Here is a 17029-nt window from a genome sequence, read left to right on the forward strand (position 1 = left end):
ATCCCCTTAACATTTTTCGAGCGTTACTTCCATGGGTTTCAATCTCCATATCCAGTCAAGGGTGTCAAAGGCGGTTTTTCCTTTGATACCCTTGACTGGATATGGAATAATCCATAATTGGAAGTACGTTGAAAATTAAACATCTACCTTTTAATAGATTTCTGCTTCGAATAATTGGTTTCTTGATAGTGCATTAAAACAGCTCCTACTAAACGAAAAGCAGATTGTGTATTAGGGTAAATTCGAATTACCTTTTCTCTTCTTCGGACTTCCTGATTTAATCGCTCAAGAGAATTTGTACTACGGATATGACAACGGATATCTTCTTGAAATTCCATATATTGTATGGTATCTTCGAAACCATCATCTAATATTTTCAGAGCTTGTTCGTATTTAAGATTGTCCCCAAACTGACTCATCAGTTCACCTTTAAAATTCCGCATATCCTCAATTGTGACTGCATCAAAAATACGCTTAATCATCATACGTATTTCCGCTGAGTCCTTTTTTGGAAGCCTTTCTATGATATTACGTTTAAAATGGACGTTACACCTTTGCCAGCTAGTCCCAATAAATTCACGTTGAATCGCTTTTTGAAGCCCCTGGTGAGCATCTGAAATGACTAGCTTTGGGGATTGAAGACCACGTGATTTTAGTTGTTGGAGAAAGCGACTCCAACTTTCATAACTCTCAGCGTGATCCACACTTAACCCAAGAATTTCACGTGTTTTGCTTTCAGTGATTGCAGTGGCTATATAAACAGCCTTAGAGACGACACGATGATGTTCACGAACTTTTATATACATGGCATCTACAAAAACAAAAGGATAATACCTTAAATTTAAGGGCCGTTTGGCCCAGTCATTAATAATAGGATCAAGCTTTTGAGTAAGTGAAGAAACAAACGATTTTGACTTACTTTCACCACAAAGTTGTTCCACAATATGTGTAACTTTACGTGTAGAAACGCCATTGATAACCATCTCTAGCATAGAGAGTACTAACGCCTGGTCACAACGTGCATATTTCTCAAAAACCGTAGGTGAAAACTCACCATTTCGAGTCCTAGGAACCTTAAGTTTTATCTTACCGATACTCATCGTTAACTCACGTTCGTAGTAGCCATTTCGGTAATCACGACGCTCAACAGAGCGTTCATATGCAGCGGCGTGTAAGTAATCATTTCTTTCTTTCTCCATGTACTCATTCAAAACCAGAACAACAGCTGATTTAACAACGTTATCTATATTTGAATTCATTACTGAGTCTTTTAAAAGTTCCAAATCTAGGCTAAACTGTAATTGGGTCATTTTTATTCCTCTTTTCTATGTTTATCGTGGTTGTTAAACATTGTAGCCAAGTAGGATAAAAATGACCCTTTTCTTTTTACACAATTATACGGACTTAATCGTATTGGATGCAAAACGGGATAGAAAAAATGTAGAAATGAATCCAATAAGGGGTATTGGATGCAAAACGGGATAGAAAAAATGTAGAAATGAATCCAATAGGGGTCATTGGATGCAAACCGGGATGAAAAAGATGAAGAAATGAATCCAATGAGGGGTATTGGATGCAAAACGCGATAAAAAATGAATCCAGCAGCTGGTATATCAGGCTAAAACACGAAATAAATGAAAAGCACCCAATAAATTTGTTTGCAAAATAAACTAATCCCCATTTGATCAAAATGGAGATTAATTTACTATTACTCATAAGTGGACCACTGTCCGTACCCAATAACCTTAAGATTTTTCTTTAAAATTCTGCTTATCCTTGCTTGGGCCACGTTCATTTCACACCAGTTAAGAACATCATTAGTTGTTATTTTTCTATCAGGAAAAAGGAGTTTAAGTTCTCTCACACTCCGCATTACTGCAGCTTCAAAACCTTCTTCATTCCCACATTCATCACAAAGGGTCTTCCTTCCATGCACAGAAATTGAAAATGAGTGGCAAGCTTTGCACGTTAGTCCCTTTTGTATTTTATCAAAATCATAATTTGGTAAATCCGTATAAGGGGATTCCGTCTGAAGAAGTGAAACTAATAGATCCGCAATCTTATGATGCCTGTCATTTAATTTCATTGTAGAGGCATTTAGCTTATTCATTAAAAAATCAAGTTGTGTAGGATAAATGATAGGTTTGTTCTTAGGTGCTTGATAAAGGGTAAAAGCGGGATTGATAAATACAACCCATGCTTCTATGCGGATTCTGTAACCGTGCTTCAGTAATAACTGACTAAGCAGAGATTCACATCTGTTTAACTGATGGAGTGGATTTTGAATCTTAGTTTCGTGCATTGAGTAAAAATTATCTGCCTCGAAATAATAATCCCCTTCATAATTTTTAATTTCGAAGAGATAAAGGACATCTTGAATAATTAAAGAGTCAATTTGAAATGTTGTATTGTTACTCTTCAGCAGCAAATCGTTTACAATCAGCGATTCGCTTTGAAGTTTTTCGGTTAACTTATCAAACTTTACTTCCCCTTCAAAGCCCTTTTTAAGGTTAGAATAGTATTGCTTGTCATTTTCAGGTAGATTCATTCTTGTGTTTAATGACCTTAAAATCTTTAGTCTGTCTGATTCAGTGCGTAATTTAAAAAACATAATCCACTACCTTTCCTAACGCCGGCTATTTCTATTTCATTTTATTATAAGAAACAGAAATATTTGGAAATGAGGGGTGAACATTTTGTTACACCTTTGGAGTAATAATATTCCAAATATTCTTGACGCTCTTCTGTCTGAGATGTTATTATTTTCCTCTGCGACTCAAAATGTGAGGGAGTGAAACCGAATTGATTCAATTAGAGGGAATAAGCAAATCATACAAGATTGCCAAACGGTCAACCGGGCTGCGGCAGGCTGCAAAAGCACTCTTTTACCGGGAACATACAATAGTTGACGCACTAAAAGACCTCTCTTTTTCTATTAATCAAGGAGAAATTGTCGGCTATATCGGTCCGAACGGTGCTGGTAAATCGACAACGATTAAAGTCATGAGCGGCATCCTGGTGCCCGACACCGGGAAGTGCACGATCATGGGGTTTACACCTTGGAAAGACCGAATTCAGTATGTGAAAAATATTGGTGTCGTCTTCGGCCAGCGTTCCCAGCTCTGGTGGGATGTGCCAGTGATGGATTCGTTCGAACTTCTCAGAGACATCTATAAGGTTCCCCAACAAGACTATAAATCTACGATCGACCTGCTCATCGAAACGCTTGAACTACAAGAGATTGTCCATTTACCCGTCCGTCAATTAAGTCTTGGCCAGCGAATGCGCTGTGAGATCGGGGCTTCTCTCATCCACAATCCGAAAATTTTATTTTTAGACGAACCGACCATCGGGCTGGATGCCGTCTCGAAAATCGCCGTCCGTCAGTTTATCAAAACGATCAATAAAGAAAAAGGGGCAACTATCATCCTCACCACACACGATATGAATGATATTGAGGCATTAGCTGATAGGGTGATTTTAGTTGGCAAGGGCAGTTTATTATACGACGGCAACTTAGCGGAACTTCGAAAGCGGTTTGGTACACATAAAACGATCACAGCGGATTATGTAAAAAATATTAACTCCATCCGCATCCCCGGGGCTGCCACACTTTCGTGGACACCGGAAAGGGTCGTGCTGAGTATCGATACCGAGCAGGTAAAAACCTCGGAGGTCATCAAACAACTATCCAACAAGGTAGACCTTTTAGATGTAACGGTTGAAACGCAGCCGATTGAAGACATCATTGTTCGACTTTATCGGGAGTACCAAATATGAGGGTGTATGGGTCGGTTTTGAAGCTGCGGCTTTCAATGGGCATGCAATACCGGGCAGCGGCACTAGCTGGAGTGGCAACGCAATTTTTCTGGGGATTTATCACAATTATGGTGTTTGAAGCATTTTACGAATACACGGTACAAACCCCACCTATTTCATTAAGAGAAATCATCACTTACATATGGCTGCAGCAGGCATTTCTTGTTTTCATTACGATGTGGTTTCGTGACTCTGAGCTGTTTGAGTTAATTACAAGCGGAAATATTGCCTATGAGCTGTGTCGTCCATGTGAGCTTTATGGTTTTTGGTATGCAAAACTGCTCGCACAGCGATTATCGAGCGCCATCCTGCGCTGTTTTCCGATTTTGATGGTATCCTTTCTGTTGCCTAAACCCTACGACATGACTTTTTCACCTAGTTTATCTGCTTTTCTATTATTCCTAACTGCCTTACTTCTGGGCTTATTATTGTTGGTTGCTATTTCAATGTTTTTATATATTTCCGTTTTTATAACGATGTCACCGATGGGGTCAATACTAGTTTTTTCAATCCTAGGCGAGTTTTTTGCCGGTTTAATTATTCCGGTTCCCTTAATGCCATCGTGGCTGCAAAATATAGCGAATGTTCTTCCGTTTCGCTGGACGGCTGACTTTCCTTTTCGGGTCTATTCTGAACATATTCCGCAGGATGAAGCCATTATAGGGATACTCATTCAATTAGGATATTTGCTTGTCCTCGTTTTATTAGGCCGAGTTGCCCTTAACCGGGTAGTAAGAAAAGTGGTTGTCCAGGGAGGTTGATTCACATTGCGTCTTTATTATAAGTATTTGCTGATTTTGTTTAAATCACAGATGCAATATCGTACATCTTTTTGGCTGTTGACAGTAGGTCAGTTTTTTATCCCTTTAACCGTTTTTGCCGGTCTGTTTTTTTTATTTGAACGGTTTGGGCAAATAAAAGGCTGGGATTTTTTCGAGGTGGCGCTTTGCTTCGCGGTTATCCACATGGCCTTTAGCTTAAGTGAGTGTTTTGCCCGCGGGTTTGATATGTTTTCAAGTTTAATCATCAAGGGGGAATTCGATCGCTTACTGGTACGTCCAAGAAGCACGTTTCTACAGGTGCTCGGCTCAAAATTCGAGTTTACGAAATTTGGCCGGCTGCTGCAAAGTTTCATTGTTTTAATATGGGCCCTTAGTAATCTGCCTATTGACTGGAGTGTATTCAAAGTCATTACCCTTGTGCTGATGATCACAAGCGGGGTCCTTATTTTTACCGGAATCTATATGCTTGCAGCCAGCATCTGTTTTTGGACAGTTCAGGGCCTTGAAGTGGCGAATATTTTTACAGACGGAGGCAGGGAGATGGCGCAATATCCGTTAAATATTTATCAAAAATGGGTAACCCGCTTCTTTACCTATGTGATTCCTTTTGGAACAGTAAATTACTTGCCGCTAAAGTATATTCTCGGAAAAATAAACGGAGACGACCTCATCCATATGCTGACTCCTGTTCTGGGGAGTTTGTTTATTCTGCCGTGTTTTCTTGTTTGGCAATTTGGTGTCAGGCACTATCGTTCAACAGGGTCATAGGCAGTATACGATCATCGCGATTTACAATTAATCAAACGATTGATTAGTAAAACAAATTTTCAATCAAACGTTTGATTATCATCTAGCATTAATGACTGCCTGCCCGCTTTTTACGAATGCTGCCAATACCCCAAAGCAATAGTGGGATTCCCACCATGTTGATCGGTAAAGCGTAGTGGGTCCAATACGTTTTCATATAGCCATAGGTGTAAGATGGATTAGGAAAAAACTGTGCCAAGGCGAAAAAAAGTGGTGCCGTAATCCAAATCATCTTCCGCCAGTCTTTGATCTTGAATAATTGAGCGGTGCCATAACAGGCCAAAAAGAAATACAGGGATAGCTTGATAAAAACACTTAATATCCAGACTAACACGGCAATAATTTCCAAATTTTGGATAAAATCCATGACAGAGATATAGCTGACGACATCAAACGTGGGGTGGCGCAGTTTAGCGGATATCTCTGGTCCAAAAATCAGCAGCACGCATAAAGCAACAATAGTCACTGCGAAGGCAGCCAAGGCAATCCCGCCTACGGCACTTTTTAGGGCCTTTTGCGGCTCGTTCATAAAAGAGACGAGCATAAGCATCATGACAGACTCTCCAAGGAATGCCAGCGGGGTCAAGGCTCCTTTCCAAATCGAAACAATTCCGGAATCGATAAAGACTGGCATCAAATTAAGGGTGTCAAAATCTTTAATGGATAGAATGATCAACAAGATTACAGATAGGATGATAATTGGCCCGAAAACCTCGCTGCACCGTCCAATTCCTTCGATTCCACCTATGTAAGTTACATAGATGAGTAACAACAGCATCGTAACATACAAGGCCCAGGGAGGGGTGGTAGGGAGCAGGATGGTAATCGTAAAATCAGCAAATTCTCTTAATATATTGCCTATAACAGAAAACCATTGAAAGAGATAGACAAGCACAATCAATGTTCCAAGCCATTTTCCCAAAATAAGCTTACTAAATTGAATTAACGAATGGTTGGGGTGAAGCTGAGCTGCTTTTGTGGCTGCATAGGCTATTAGTACACCAAGCAAGCTGGCGATTACATATGAAATCCATATATCTTGCTTGGCATCTTCCATGACCGGACCAATTGTGAGAAGGATAATGTTTCCTGTCTCAAACGTAAACATCAGCCAAAAAATTTGCAGTCCAGACAGTTTCATTTTTTAATCTCACTTTCCTTAAATAATAATGATGGACCATCCATTCCTATTTGTTTAATCTTAATTGTTGCCCTTACGGAAATATCCGCTTGTGAAAATGTCTGATCCCAATTTGTTCGTAACTTTTTCCAGCGAATGGGATGCTTTCGATGAATGACCTCGCCGAAACCAAAAATATCTAAACCATACTTTTCTTGTACCTTTGTTATCGTTTGCTGAACCTGCTTTTGTGCCTCTTTTTCGAATTTCTTTTCCAGGAGCTTTAAATTATCGGTATACTCAACATCTAATTCTGAGTTACTTTCTGTCAAAGCTCCTTCACCTGTCAAACTGACAGTAAACTTTAGCTGATTATTTTTACCAAATTTCGGTTCGATTTTGCTCTTTATTTTCGTTAAAGTGATGCTGGCATTCCCCTCTTGTTTCGGAATGCTAATATTCATTTTTTGAAGAATCCCCATTACCCAGAGCATATCTTTGTTTTCAGCAGCATTTAGAAACCCGAGCATTTTAATATTATGATCAAATACGCTTACACCTGTGATACGAAATAACTTGGGGTTTGGCGAATCCTCTTTCCCGGTCTTCACCCCCTCAAGTGAGCTGCTTATTTCGATGGCAGGAATCGTTGTACGAATTCCCTCGCGGTTTGCCGCAATCAGCATTTTTAAATAAGAAGTATCCCCTCTTCCGCCACTTTGCCGGTGCTCCTTTAATGCCGAAGCAGCGGGCGATTTCTCTAATGGATTAGCCACCGTAAGGAATTCTTTTGCTGTAGACCCCTTTACCACAAATACATCCGCCCGAAGACTGACATCAGAGGCTCGGCTATTCATATCAAGCTCATTTTTAAGTCCGCGTTTGGCAAACTCCTCGCTAAAAAAGACCACGCGGCGCTGGCCAAAAAATGCCTCTCTTGGGAGTTTTGTCTGCATGTTTTGCATGGCATCGCCAAGATTTTTTCCTTTTGCAGAAATGGTGAAAAATCCCTGTTGCGCTGCTCCGCCTCCGCCGCCTTGGGTTTGGACGTTCGCGGGAATGACAATTTGTCCGCTGACTTCAACCCCGCCGTTTTCAGCCGTATCCCAGCCGGTTGCCAGCCAAATGGCCCGGTCGTTTAATTCCATGCGATCCCAGCAGCCGGATAAAAAAAGTAATGGGAGGCATAATCCAAAACAGAGAACGGTATTTTTCTTCATTGCTGCCGTCCTCCTTTTTGGGGACCTGGTTTTTGCTCTGAAGGAATCCGCTGTTTATTTCTTCCAAACGTAAAGATGGGGCCATATATGTTTGCCCATCTTGGCGCCCGAAATAAAACATCCTTTAAATCTCCCGGAATTTGCGGTGCCAAAGGTGTAAAATACGGAACCCCGAAGGAGCGGAGGTTGACTAGATGGATGGTCAAGGCGATAAAGCCGATGACAATACCATATAAGCCAAACATTCCTGCTAAAAGCAGCATCGGAAATCTGACAAGCCTCAGTGCCGTGCCAAGGTTATAACGGGGAATGGAAAAGGACGCAATCCCGGTTGTCGCCACCACAATGACCATCGGTGCTGAGACAATTCCGGCTTGTACAGCTGCCTGGCCGATGACAAGCGCCCCGACAATACTGACAGCTGAGCCTACCGCCTTTGGAAGGCGAATCCCAGCCTCCCGCAGCCCTTCAAACACAAATTCCATAATCAATGCCTCAATGATGGCTGGGAATGGAACTCCTTCACGTGCTGCTGCAACACTTATTAGAAGTGTAGTTGGAATCAACTTGGGGTGATAGGTCGTCAAGGCAACGTATATAGATGGTAAATACATCGTCGTATTAAATAAGATATAACGAATAAAGCGAATAAAGGAAGTATAGAGAAACCGTTCATAGTAATCCTCTACAGCCTGCAGACCGTTCCAAAAGGTCATAGGTACAATCAGGGCGAACGATGTATTATCTACCAAAATGGCCACTCTTCCTTCTAGAAGATTAGCAATCACAATATCAGGTCTTTCGGTATTTTGAATCTGGGGAAATGGTGTAAAAGGATTATCTTCTATAAACTCCTCGATATACTCCGATTCAAGAATCCCATCGATTTCAATCCGTCCGAGCCTGCTCCGGACTTCTTCCAAAAGGTTATCAGGAGCAAGTCCCTCAATGTAGGCAATCTCTACGCTTGTTTTTGACAATTCCCCAATCGTTAATGATTCGAGTTTGAGTCGGGAACTACGAATTCTTCTCCTTAGCAGCGAAGTATTTGTCCGGATGGATTCTGTGAATCCGTCCCTTGGCCCGCGAATCGTAATCTCAGATGCCGGTTCTTCGACACTGCGCTGGGCCATTCCTTTAAAATCGGCAATTACTCCCTTTGTTTCCCCCTCGATTATAATCCCAACATTGCCCATTAAAATCCCATCAATAAATTCATCAAAGTTTGCGACCGTCCTATTGGGGGTAACAGCAAATAATTGCTGCTCAATCAATTGCTTAAGTGAATGAACTTCGCTTAAGCCATCGGGAAATCCATCAAACAACAGGGGCTGCAATAATACTTGCTCTAACGTCTTTGAGTCCGTTAACCCGTCTAAGAAAATTAAAAGTATTTGCGGTTTCCCTTTTAAAAAGATAGGGTGAATGACAAGGTCAGCGCAGTTATGAAAAATATCCTTTACCATTTGTTCGTTTGCTGAGAGTTCTGAATGTAAAGGGTGATTTTTTAAATTAGAAGTATATGGGGTGATTTTATTATTAATAGCTTTTTTTCGCTTACGGAACCGAAACATCATAAAGCCCCCTTACATAACCTGTGTATATTTTTCCATTTAGAAGGGGTTGTATGCATTAGTTTTTGTCTGCGGGAAAAACTATTTATTCCAACAAGATTCCAAATAAAATTGAAACTGCAAAAATGCTATGATATAGTAAAATTAACTTATAAGTGACTATAAAACTAAATCGGTCAAATAGGATGGTGATGCATATGGCACCCGACAGAAGAAAGATGATTGTGGAAGCAGCGACAAAATCCTTTTCCTTATTTGGCTTTAAGGCGACAACAATGGATCAGGTTGCGAAGCTTGCCAATGTAGGAAAAGGAACGATTTATACTTTTTTTAAAAATAAAGAAGAGTTATTTGAAGAGATTATTTCTACACTGGTAAAGGAAATGATTGCTGAGGCAGATGCTGTCATCCAGCCGGAATTGCCATTTACGGAAAATGTCCATCGAGCATTATACCGTTTATTAGAATTTCGTTCCCAGCACCAGCTCATGATTAAGCTTGTCCAGGAAGAAACTGAAATGGGGACATTAGCGGTTACCGAAATGCTGCAGCATGTCGAAAATGAGATTATTGCTTTTTTAAAGAAAAAAATCGAGACAGCCATAGTGAAAGGGGCCATTCCCCCCGTTAATACTGAAATCACCAGCTTTCTTTTGTTAAAAATGTATATTGCCCTTGTTTCTGACTGGGAAAGAAATCACGAACCGTTAAGTTCAGGGCAAATTGCTGAGATCATGAAGGGCTTTCTTTTAAAAGGGCTTCAAGAAGAATAAAACGACTTGTGCTTTATAAAGGCACAGGTCGTTTTAACTTTGTGGAGAATTGAATGCAAAACCGACGTTGAAAAAGCGAGAAATGAATCCAATAAGGAGTATAGGATGCATAACTCCGATTCAAAAAGGGAGAAATGAATCCAATAAGGGGTATTGGATGCATAACCCCGATTCAAAAAGGGAGAAATGAATCCAATAAGGGGTATTGGATGCATAACCCCGATTCAAAAAGGGAGAAATGAATCCAATAGGGGGTATTGGATGCATAACCCCGATTCAAAAAGGGAGAAATGAATCCAATAAGGGGTATTGGATGCATAACCTCGAATCAAAAAGAGAGAAATGAATCCAATAAGGGGTATTGGATGCATAACCTCGAATCAAAAAGAGAGAAATGAATCCAATAAGGGGTATTAGCTGTAAAAGCTGAAACCACGAAGGGATCTACAAAATAGATCCCACTCGTTACTGTCGTTTGCTCAAGTTTTCCTGTGCCATTTTCACGAGTTCGCGGACCATGCTGCCGCCAAGCCGGCCGCCAACTTTGCCAGCCTGTTCGGATGTGAGCTGGCCATTATAGCCCTTTTTCAAAGGAACACCGACCTCTTCGGCCGCTTCAAATTTCGCATCCTCTGGGCGGGCAGAGTGAACTACCTTTGCTTTCAACGCATCCAATCCTTGACGTGCTTCCGGGACAAGTATTTTATTTCTTCTAGCCATAAAAATCCCTCCTTTAACAGTAGGATTTCCTTAATAAAAAAAATCAACATGACTGGATAAATCCTAATGTTTCCAGTATAATAACGGATAATCAAACCCTAAAAAATCAATGAAAAAGAGAGTAGTTATCTAGGAAGTGAAAGCGAGTCAGGGGCGGTGTGAGCCTGGTACGGAACAGATAATGAAGCGCACTTTTGAGATGCTCACCCGAATCAAGTAGGGTGCGACGGAGAAGTCTCCGTTACAAAACAAAGCCGGTTCAGATTTGAACAACTAGAGTGGTACCGCGGGATATTCAAACTCTCGTCTCTTTTATAAGAGGCGGGGGTTTTTTGTTTTTTAATAAAAGGGGGTCTTTTGAATATGAATTTTAAGAAGGAGCTGGCAGCCATTCTATTTGAGCTGCTTGACCAGGAAATCACAGCAGCGGATTTGGAAATGATGATCGAAAAGCCAAAAAACACTGAACATGGTGATTTAGCCTTTCCGTGTTTCACATTAGCGAAGCTGAAAAGAAAATCACCTCATTTGATCGCCCAGGAACTCAGTGAAAAGATTCAATCGCCAACATTTGAGAAAGTTGAAGTGGTAGGCGCGTACTTAAATATCTTTTTAAATAAAAAGCTTGTTTCGGAACAGCTGATCGACAACATCATTAAGCAAAAGGGACATTTCGGGGACCACAAATTTGGCAATGGCGGTCATGTCACGATTGACATGTCGTCACCGAATATCGCTAAGCCATTTTCGATGGGGCATTTGCGCTCTACTGTAATCGGAAACTCTATTGCCCTAATTACAGAAAAATGCGGTTATAAGCCCATAAAAATTAACCATTTAGGCGACTGGGGCACCCAATTTGGGAAGCTTATTACCGCTTATAAACTATGGGGCAGTGAAGAAAAGGTAAAACACAATCCCATTAAGGAATTACTGGCACTCTATATTAAGTTTCATGAAGTGGCCGAAACAGATCCATCGCTCGAAGATCAAGGACGCGGCTGGTTTAAACGTCTCGAGGATGGTGACACGGAGGCTTTAAGCTTGTGGCAATGGTTTCGCGATGAATCGCTCAAAGAATTTTCAAGAATTTATGAGCTAATGAATGTCGAATTTGACTCCTATGCAGGCGAAGCCTTCTATAATGATAAAATGGATCGAATCGTCAAGCTGCTGGAGGAGAAACAGCTGCTAGTAGAATCCGATCAGGCCATGGTAGTCGAGCTAGCCGAAGAAGGCCTGCCCCCATGCCTGATTAAGAAATCAGATGGTGCAACGCTTTACGCCACACGTGATTTAGCTGCCGCTCTCTATAGAAAGGAAAACTATGACTTTGGCCAATCTGTATATGTAGTTGGCCACGAACAAAGCCTCCATTTTAAACAGTTAATTGCCGTTTTGGGAAAAATAGGTTACGAATGGGCAGAGAAAATGGAACACGTTCCATTCGGCATGATGTTAAAAGACGGCAAAAAGATGTCGACCCGTAAAGGAAAAGTTGTTCTTTTAGAAGAGGTATTAAGCGAGTCCATTGCAATGGCGCGTCATAACATCGAGGAGAAAAACCCCAATTTAGTAAACAAAGATGCCGTAGCGGAACAGGTGGGCGTGGGGGCGGTTATTTTCCACGACTTAAAGAACAACCGGATGAATGACATTGAATTTTCCTTAGAGGAAATGCTGCGCTTTGAAGGCGAGACAGGGCCATATGTCCAATATACGTTTGCACGGGCATGTTCTATTTTACGAAAAGCAAATTGGCAGGCCAAGTCACAGCCTGAAGCATGCACGAATTCTTGGAATAAAGAATGGAAGGTGGCAAGCCTATTAATGGAATTTGCACCAGCTATTAAAAGAGCTTGCGAGAATTACGATCCATCTCAGGTGGCCAAGTATATTGTCGACCTTGCCCAAGCCTTCAATAAGTATTATGCCGAAGTAAAGATTCTAGAAGAAAGCGCCGAAAAACATGCACGCTTGTCCCTTGTTTACAGTGTCACCGTCGTTCTAAAAGAAGGCTTGCGATTATTAGGAATAGAAGCACCTGAAGAAATGTAGGGCATTTCGTTTCATAATTGGTGAATAATGGTATAGAATGAAGCTATGTAACCAGTAGGGAGGCTAATGAAAATGAGTGCATTACTATTTAAGAGCTTTGAGCTAACAAGGAGCTATTTTATTAAAAATGTAGAGGCGTTAGATGAGGCGATTGTAGATACACAGCCGCATGGGTTTAACAATACAATCCACTGGCATATTGGTCATGTGTTAACAGTTGCGGAGCAATTTATGTTTGGCTTCCCAAAAAAATCAACGAACCTGCCAGCGAATTATATGGATTTATTTGCCACAGGTACTAAACCAGCTGACTGGCAGGGCGACGTTCCATCAGTGCAGGAATTGACTGCACAGTTAAAGGAGCAAATCAAAAGAATCAAGGAAATTCCAGGAGAAAGCTTTAACGAAAAGCTACAGACTCCGTTCCTTGGTCAAGAAACCTTTGGTGAGCTTGCGAACTTTGCGGTTTTCCACGAGTCACTTCATTTAGGTCAAATGCAGGCAATGAAACGTGCCATTGAAGCAGCAAATGTAAAGTAACCAATGTTTGTACGTGAAATTTCGTTTCTACCAATCGTAGAAACGTTTTTTCATTCAATAAATATTTATGAATTTCGACTTTGAGAATTATCTAGCTCCAGCGCCCTAGCGGCTAATGCCCTTCGCTCTCCGCCCTACGATAAGTCAACATCGGTTCGCCCACTCACCGTGTTTCCTTTATCTCAGTTGGAGCGCTCCACAAGGAACGCTTCGGCAGCATAGGCATCGCACGAAGGAAAAGCGTTAGCTTTTCCGAGGAGGTCATACGCCGCTGACCAGGGCGCTTGCGCTTTTACTTTTGAAAGGGGTTTTTACCTTTTATGGAAAAACAGCTGACGAAGGAAAGAATTTGGACAAAAGATTTTGTCCTGATCTGTTTGGCAAATTTCTTTATCTTTCTTGGATTTCAAATGACGCTTCCAACCATTCCACTATTTGTCGAAGATTTGGGCGGGAATGATCAATTAATCGGATTTGTTGTAGGGATTTTTACCTTCTCAGCCTTATTGCTGCGCCCATATGCAGGAAGTTCACTTGAAACAAAGGGCAGGGGATTTGTTTATCTCATTGGACTAGCCGTTTTTGTCCTATCAGTCGGATCCTTTGGTTTTTTAACAAGCATTGTCTTCCTTTTTGCGATGCGCGTTGTTCAAGGTGCCGGCTGGGGATTTTCCACGACTGCCTCCGGAACGATTGCGACGGATTTAATTCCGGCGTCTAGGAGAGGAGAGGGAATGGGGTATTATGGACTGTCAGGCAATTTAGCACTGGCATTCGGTCCTTCCCTGGGGCTGATTTTAACCGGCATCATTTCGTTTAAACAATTTTTCTTAATTTGTGCCGGATTAGGAATGGTAGCACTTTTATTGTCATCAAGAATTACCTACAAAAAGGTCGAACCACGGCAGAAGAAGAAAAAGGAAAAGCTGGATCTGTATGAGAAAAATGCCTTGAAGCCATCGATGCTGATGTTCTTTATCACCTTTACATTTGGAGGGATCGCTGCCTTTCTCCCGTTATATACTGCTGAAAGGCATATTGCCGGCATCCAATTGTACTTTCTCTTATATGCACTTGCACTGATGGCCACAAGGGCTTTTGCTGGACAGCTATATGACCGAAAAGGACACCGGGCCGTCTTTATTCCAGGGACATTGTTGATTTTGATCGCGATGATGCTGCTATCTTGGCTTCCAAACAGCAGTGTTCTTTTTGTAGCTGCAGTTTTATACGGTCTAGGTTTTGGTACGGTACAGCCTGCCCTGCAGGCATGGTCGATCGAGAGAGTCCCAATAAATCGGAGAGGAATGGCGAATGCGACCTTTTTTTCTTTTTTCGATTTGGGGATTGGTTTAGGGGCGATGATGTTTGGTCAGATCAGCCATCTGTTCGGATATAGCAGCATTTATAAAACGTCCGCTGTGTCCATTTTCATTGCGATGCTGCTTTATTTCTACTATTTATATAAAGATCGGGTAAGTGTGGTGCAGCAAAGGTAGATGTTCAGATTGAATTGAATACTTGACTGGCGTGGAGAAGGGTCTCCATGCCTATTTGCTGTGAGGAAAAAAGGTGGATGATTTAATCTCAATAAGGGAAAAATAAAAGTTAGATGATAGCGAATATCCTGAATTTTACTACTTCCTTACATATGGTTGACATGAATAAGATGCAATTCTATAATCAAATTTATGTTTGAAAACGCTGTCGATTTTTGTCGAATAATTTACATCTTGGAGATAACATCATCAGAATAGGAGAGAATGTTTTTGAAATTTATATTGTTTTTGGCAGCATTAGTCGTTATTTTTTTGCTTGCCTTTATCGTAAGTAATAATAAAAAAGGGATTAAATTGAAACCGATTGCTATTATGCTCGTTTTACAGCTGATATTTTCTTTCATCCTGCTTAATACCGAAGTAGGGCTTGTGATAATCAGAGGAATAGCAGGGTTATTTGAACATCTTCTAGCCTATGCTGCTGATGGTGTTAATTTTGTATTCGGCGGAATTGCGAATAAAGGGGCAGGGCCTTTCTTCTTGAATGTTCTCTTGCCGATTGTCTTTATTTCCGTATTAATTGGAATCGCTCAGTATATAAAAGTCCTTCCGATTATCGTCCGTTTCCTTGGCCTCGTGTTAAGTAAGATTAATGGTCTTGGGAAATTAGAGTCGTATAATGCGGTGGCATCTGCTATTTTTGGCCAATCGGAAGTGTTTATTTCGGTAAAAAAACAGCTTCCATACCTTCCTGAACATCGCTTGTATACATTATGTACCTCGGCCATGTCAACAGTATCGGCATCGATTTTAGGGGCATACATGACAATGATTGAGCCAAAATATGTTATTACTGCCCTTGTATTAAACTTATTTGGCGGATTTATTATTGCAAATATCATTAATCCTTATGAAGTAACAGAAAAAGAGGATATTATTGAAATTGAAGGGGCAGAAAAACAAACCTTTTTTGAAATGCTTGGGGAATATATCATGGATGGCTTTAAGGTGGCAATCATTGTTGGGGCCATGCTGATCGGCTTTGTTGCCTTAATTAGTATGATAAATCACGTTTTTGCCGTCATCTTCGGGATTAGCTTCCAAATGGCGCTTGGATATGTATTTGCACCATTTGCCTTTATCGTTGGGGTACCTGCTTCCGAAATTGTTGATGCAGGAACCATCATGGCGACAAAATTAGTATCAAATGAGTTTGTTGCGATGATGGATTTAGGAAAAATCACAGATTCGCTATCAAGCAGAACCGTTGGCATCATTTCAGTCTTCCTTGTTTCCTTTGCTAACTTTTCATCGATTGGAATTATCAGCGGTGCCGTAAAAGGCTTGGATGAAAAGAAAGGAAATGTGGTGGCGAGGTTTGGACTTAAATTGTTATTTGGGGCAACACTTGTAAGCTTATTAACAGCCGCAATTACTGGAGTCATGTTATAAATAAAAACCACCGAATTTTGTTATTCGGTGGTTTTCTTCGTTTTTTTGATTAAAAAATAGATTGCTCCCAAAACAATTGCGGCAATGATAATTGGCAATATATATGGCTGGGCAACTTCCTTTACATGTGACCAATTTTTGCCCAATACCTTTCCTAAATAAATAAAAAGAATCGACCAAGGCAAAACAGCTGCCACGGTATAAAGAGTGAATTTGGTCGCTGACATTTTGGCAATCCCGGCAGGAATGGAAATAGCATGTCTTACAACAGGGATAAACCGGGCCGAGAATATGACTCCAGCACCATATTTTCTAAACCAAAGCTCTGCTACATCAATATGGCTCTTCTTAATAAGGACGTACTTTCCGTATTTCTCTAAAAATGGCCGGCCGCCATAGTAACCAGCCCAATATAGAAATAGCTGAGCAATTGTCCCGCCGATTGTCCCGGCAATAACCGCTCCGACAAAATTGAGATGTCCCTGTGAAACCATGTATCCGCCATAACCTAAAACTATTTCACTAGGGATAATCTCTATCATTAAACCTAGGGCAATGCCGAGGTATCCTAACTGGGATAAAAATTCTAATATGGAGTTAATAAAGTTAGCCATAGTTCACCTTCGCTTATGTATTGTTATAACCAAATATAGTTTATCTCAGTT

The 17029-nt window shown here is 40.9% G+C and carries 15 protein-coding genes and 1 other annotated feature; of the genes, 8 read left to right on the forward strand and 7 right to left on the reverse strand.

The window, feature by feature from the left end; translation table 11 throughout:
• Positions 1-143: 143 nt before the first annotated feature.
• Positions 144-1310, reverse strand: a complete 1167-nt coding sequence (locus ACO1D1_RS26665; protein WP_149868193.1) for an IS256 family transposase — start codon at positions 1308-1310, stop codon at positions 144-146.
• 398 nt (positions 1311-1708) lie between these two features.
• Positions 1709-2611, reverse strand: a complete 903-nt coding sequence (locus ACO1D1_RS26670) for a nuclease-related domain-containing protein (RefSeq protein ID WP_423337664.1) — start codon at positions 2609-2611, stop codon at positions 1709-1711.
• A 191-nt stretch (positions 2612-2802) separates the two neighbouring features.
• Here ACO1D1_RS26670 and ACO1D1_RS26675 point away from each other — a divergent pair, with 191 nt between their 5' ends.
• Genes ACO1D1_RS26675 through ACO1D1_RS26685 form a run of 3 tightly spaced genes read left to right on the forward strand, consistent with a single transcriptional unit; the run spans position 2803 to position 5369 of the window.
• Positions 2803-3780, forward strand: a complete 978-nt coding sequence (locus ACO1D1_RS26675; RefSeq protein WP_149868212.1) for an ABC transporter ATP-binding protein — start codon at positions 2803-2805, stop codon at positions 3778-3780.
• Positions 3777-4580 carry an ABC transporter permease gene (locus ACO1D1_RS26680; protein ID WP_149868213.1) on the forward strand — a complete coding sequence of 268 codons (804 nt, stop codon included), beginning with the start codon at positions 3777-3779 and terminating at the stop codon, positions 4578-4580. Before ACO1D1_RS26675 ends, ACO1D1_RS26680 begins: the two co-directional genes overlap by 4 nt.
• A gap of 6 nt (positions 4581-4586) precedes the next feature.
• Positions 4587-5369, forward strand: a complete 783-nt coding sequence (locus ACO1D1_RS26685; RefSeq protein WP_190284783.1) for an ABC transporter permease — start codon at positions 4587-4589, stop codon at positions 5367-5369.
• 88 nt (positions 5370-5457) lie between these two features.
• Here ACO1D1_RS26685 and ACO1D1_RS26690 read toward each other — a convergent pair whose 3' ends face one another.
• From ACO1D1_RS26690 to ACO1D1_RS26700, 3 genes are read right to left on the reverse strand one after another with little or no spacing between them, the layout of a single operon-like run.
• A complete protein-coding gene (locus ACO1D1_RS26690; RefSeq protein WP_149868214.1) occupies positions 5458-6549 on the reverse strand; it encodes a GerAB/ArcD/ProY family transporter in 1092 nt (363 codons plus the stop codon).
• On the reverse strand, positions 6546-7748 hold the full coding sequence (locus ACO1D1_RS26695; RefSeq protein WP_423337665.1) for a Ger(x)C family spore germination protein: 1203 nt from the start codon (positions 7746-7748) through the stop codon (positions 6546-6548). The genes ACO1D1_RS26690 and ACO1D1_RS26695 overlap by 4 nt, the downstream gene beginning before the upstream one ends.
• Positions 7745-9322 (reverse strand): spore germination protein, encoded by a 1578-nt coding sequence (locus ACO1D1_RS26700; protein ID WP_411675471.1) that lies wholly within the window; start codon positions 9320-9322, stop codon positions 7745-7747. The genes ACO1D1_RS26695 and ACO1D1_RS26700 overlap by 4 nt, the downstream gene beginning before the upstream one ends.
• A 197-nt stretch (positions 9323-9519) precedes the next feature.
• Between ACO1D1_RS26700 and ACO1D1_RS26705 the strand changes: the two genes are divergently transcribed.
• The gene (locus tag ACO1D1_RS26705) at positions 9520-10095 is read left to right on the forward strand and encodes a TetR/AcrR family transcriptional regulator (RefSeq protein WP_149868217.1); all 576 of its coding nucleotides are present in this window, start codon (positions 9520-9522) and stop codon (positions 10093-10095) included.
• 465 nt (positions 10096-10560) lie between these two features.
• On the opposite strand, the gene ACO1D1_RS26710 is transcribed toward ACO1D1_RS26705, so the two are convergent.
• Positions 10561-10815: an alpha/beta-type small acid-soluble spore protein gene (locus ACO1D1_RS26710; RefSeq protein WP_149868218.1), complete on the reverse strand. Its 255-nt coding sequence runs from the start codon at positions 10813-10815 to the stop codon at positions 10561-10563.
• Between the two features lie 100 nt (positions 10816-10915).
• Positions 10916-11129: a binding site (T-box leader), on the forward strand.
• 49 nt (positions 11130-11178) lie between these two features.
• Here ACO1D1_RS26710 and argS point away from each other — a divergent pair.
• From argS to ACO1D1_RS26730, 4 genes are all read left to right on the forward strand, one after another.
• Positions 11179-12873, forward strand: coding sequence for an arginine--tRNA ligase (argS, locus tag ACO1D1_RS26715; protein WP_423337666.1), 1695 nt, complete (start codon positions 11179-11181; stop codon positions 12871-12873).
• Positions 12874-12945: 72 nt separating this feature from the next.
• Complete coding sequence (locus ACO1D1_RS26720; RefSeq protein WP_149868220.1) at positions 12946-13413, forward strand: DinB family protein; 468 nt, start codon at positions 12946-12948, stop codon at positions 13411-13413.
• Positions 13414-13733: 320 nt separating this feature from the next.
• Positions 13734-14912, forward strand: a complete 1179-nt coding sequence (locus ACO1D1_RS26725) for an MFS transporter (protein ID WP_423337667.1) — start codon at positions 13734-13736, stop codon at positions 14910-14912.
• 270 nt (positions 14913-15182) lie between these two features.
• On the forward strand, positions 15183-16364 hold the full coding sequence (locus ACO1D1_RS26730) for a NupC/NupG family nucleoside CNT transporter (protein WP_223820861.1): 1182 nt from the start codon (positions 15183-15185) through the stop codon (positions 16362-16364).
• Between the two features lie 20 nt (positions 16365-16384).
• Here ACO1D1_RS26730 and ACO1D1_RS26735 read toward each other — a convergent pair whose 3' ends face one another.
• Positions 16385-16978, reverse strand: coding sequence for a DedA family protein (locus tag ACO1D1_RS26735; RefSeq protein WP_149868223.1), 594 nt, complete (start codon positions 16976-16978; stop codon positions 16385-16387).
• Positions 16979-17029 lie beyond the last annotated feature (51 nt).

The sequence above is a fragment of the Neobacillus sp. 19 genome (genome assembly GCF_049463095.1).
Classification (GTDB): domain Bacteria; phylum Bacillota; class Bacilli; order Bacillales; family Cytobacillaceae; genus Neobacillus.

Coding starts and splice junctions, on each gene's coding strand:
- ACO1D1_RS26665 (WP_149868193.1), bottom strand. CDS start 1,310: ATGACCCAATTACAGTTTAGCCTAGATTTGGAACTTTTAAAAGACTCA.
- ACO1D1_RS26670 (WP_423337664.1), bottom strand. CDS start 2,611: ATGTTTTTTAAATTACGCACTGAATCAGACAGACTAAAGATTTTAAGG.
- ACO1D1_RS26680 (WP_149868213.1), top strand. CDS start 3,777: ATGAGGGTGTATGGGTCGGTTTTGAAGCTGCGGCTTTCAATGGGCATG.
- ACO1D1_RS26690 (WP_149868214.1), bottom strand. CDS start 6,549: ATGAAACTGTCTGGACTGCAAATTTTTTGGCTGATGTTTACGTTTGAG.
- ACO1D1_RS26695 (WP_423337665.1), bottom strand. CDS start 7,748: ATGAAGAAAAATACCGTTCTCTGTTTTGGATTATGCCTCCCATTACTT.
- ACO1D1_RS26700 (WP_411675471.1), bottom strand. CDS start 9,322: ATGTTTCGGTTCCGTAAGCGAAAAAAAGCTATTAATAATAAAATCACC.
- ACO1D1_RS26705 (WP_149868217.1), top strand. CDS start 9,520: ATGGCACCCGACAGAAGAAAGATGATTGTGGAAGCAGCGACAAAATCC.
- ACO1D1_RS26710 (WP_149868218.1), bottom strand. CDS start 10,815: ATGGCTAGAAGAAATAAAATACTTGTCCCGGAAGCACGTCAAGGATTG.
- argS (WP_423337666.1), top strand. CDS start 11,179: ATGAATTTTAAGAAGGAGCTGGCAGCCATTCTATTTGAGCTGCTTGAC.
- ACO1D1_RS26720 (WP_149868220.1), top strand. CDS start 12,946: ATGAGTGCATTACTATTTAAGAGCTTTGAGCTAACAAGGAGCTATTTT.
- ACO1D1_RS26725 (WP_423337667.1), top strand. CDS start 13,734: ATGGAAAAACAGCTGACGAAGGAAAGAATTTGGACAAAAGATTTTGTC.
- ACO1D1_RS26735 (WP_149868223.1), bottom strand. CDS start 16,978: ATGGCTAACTTTATTAACTCCATATTAGAATTTTTATCCCAGTTAGGA.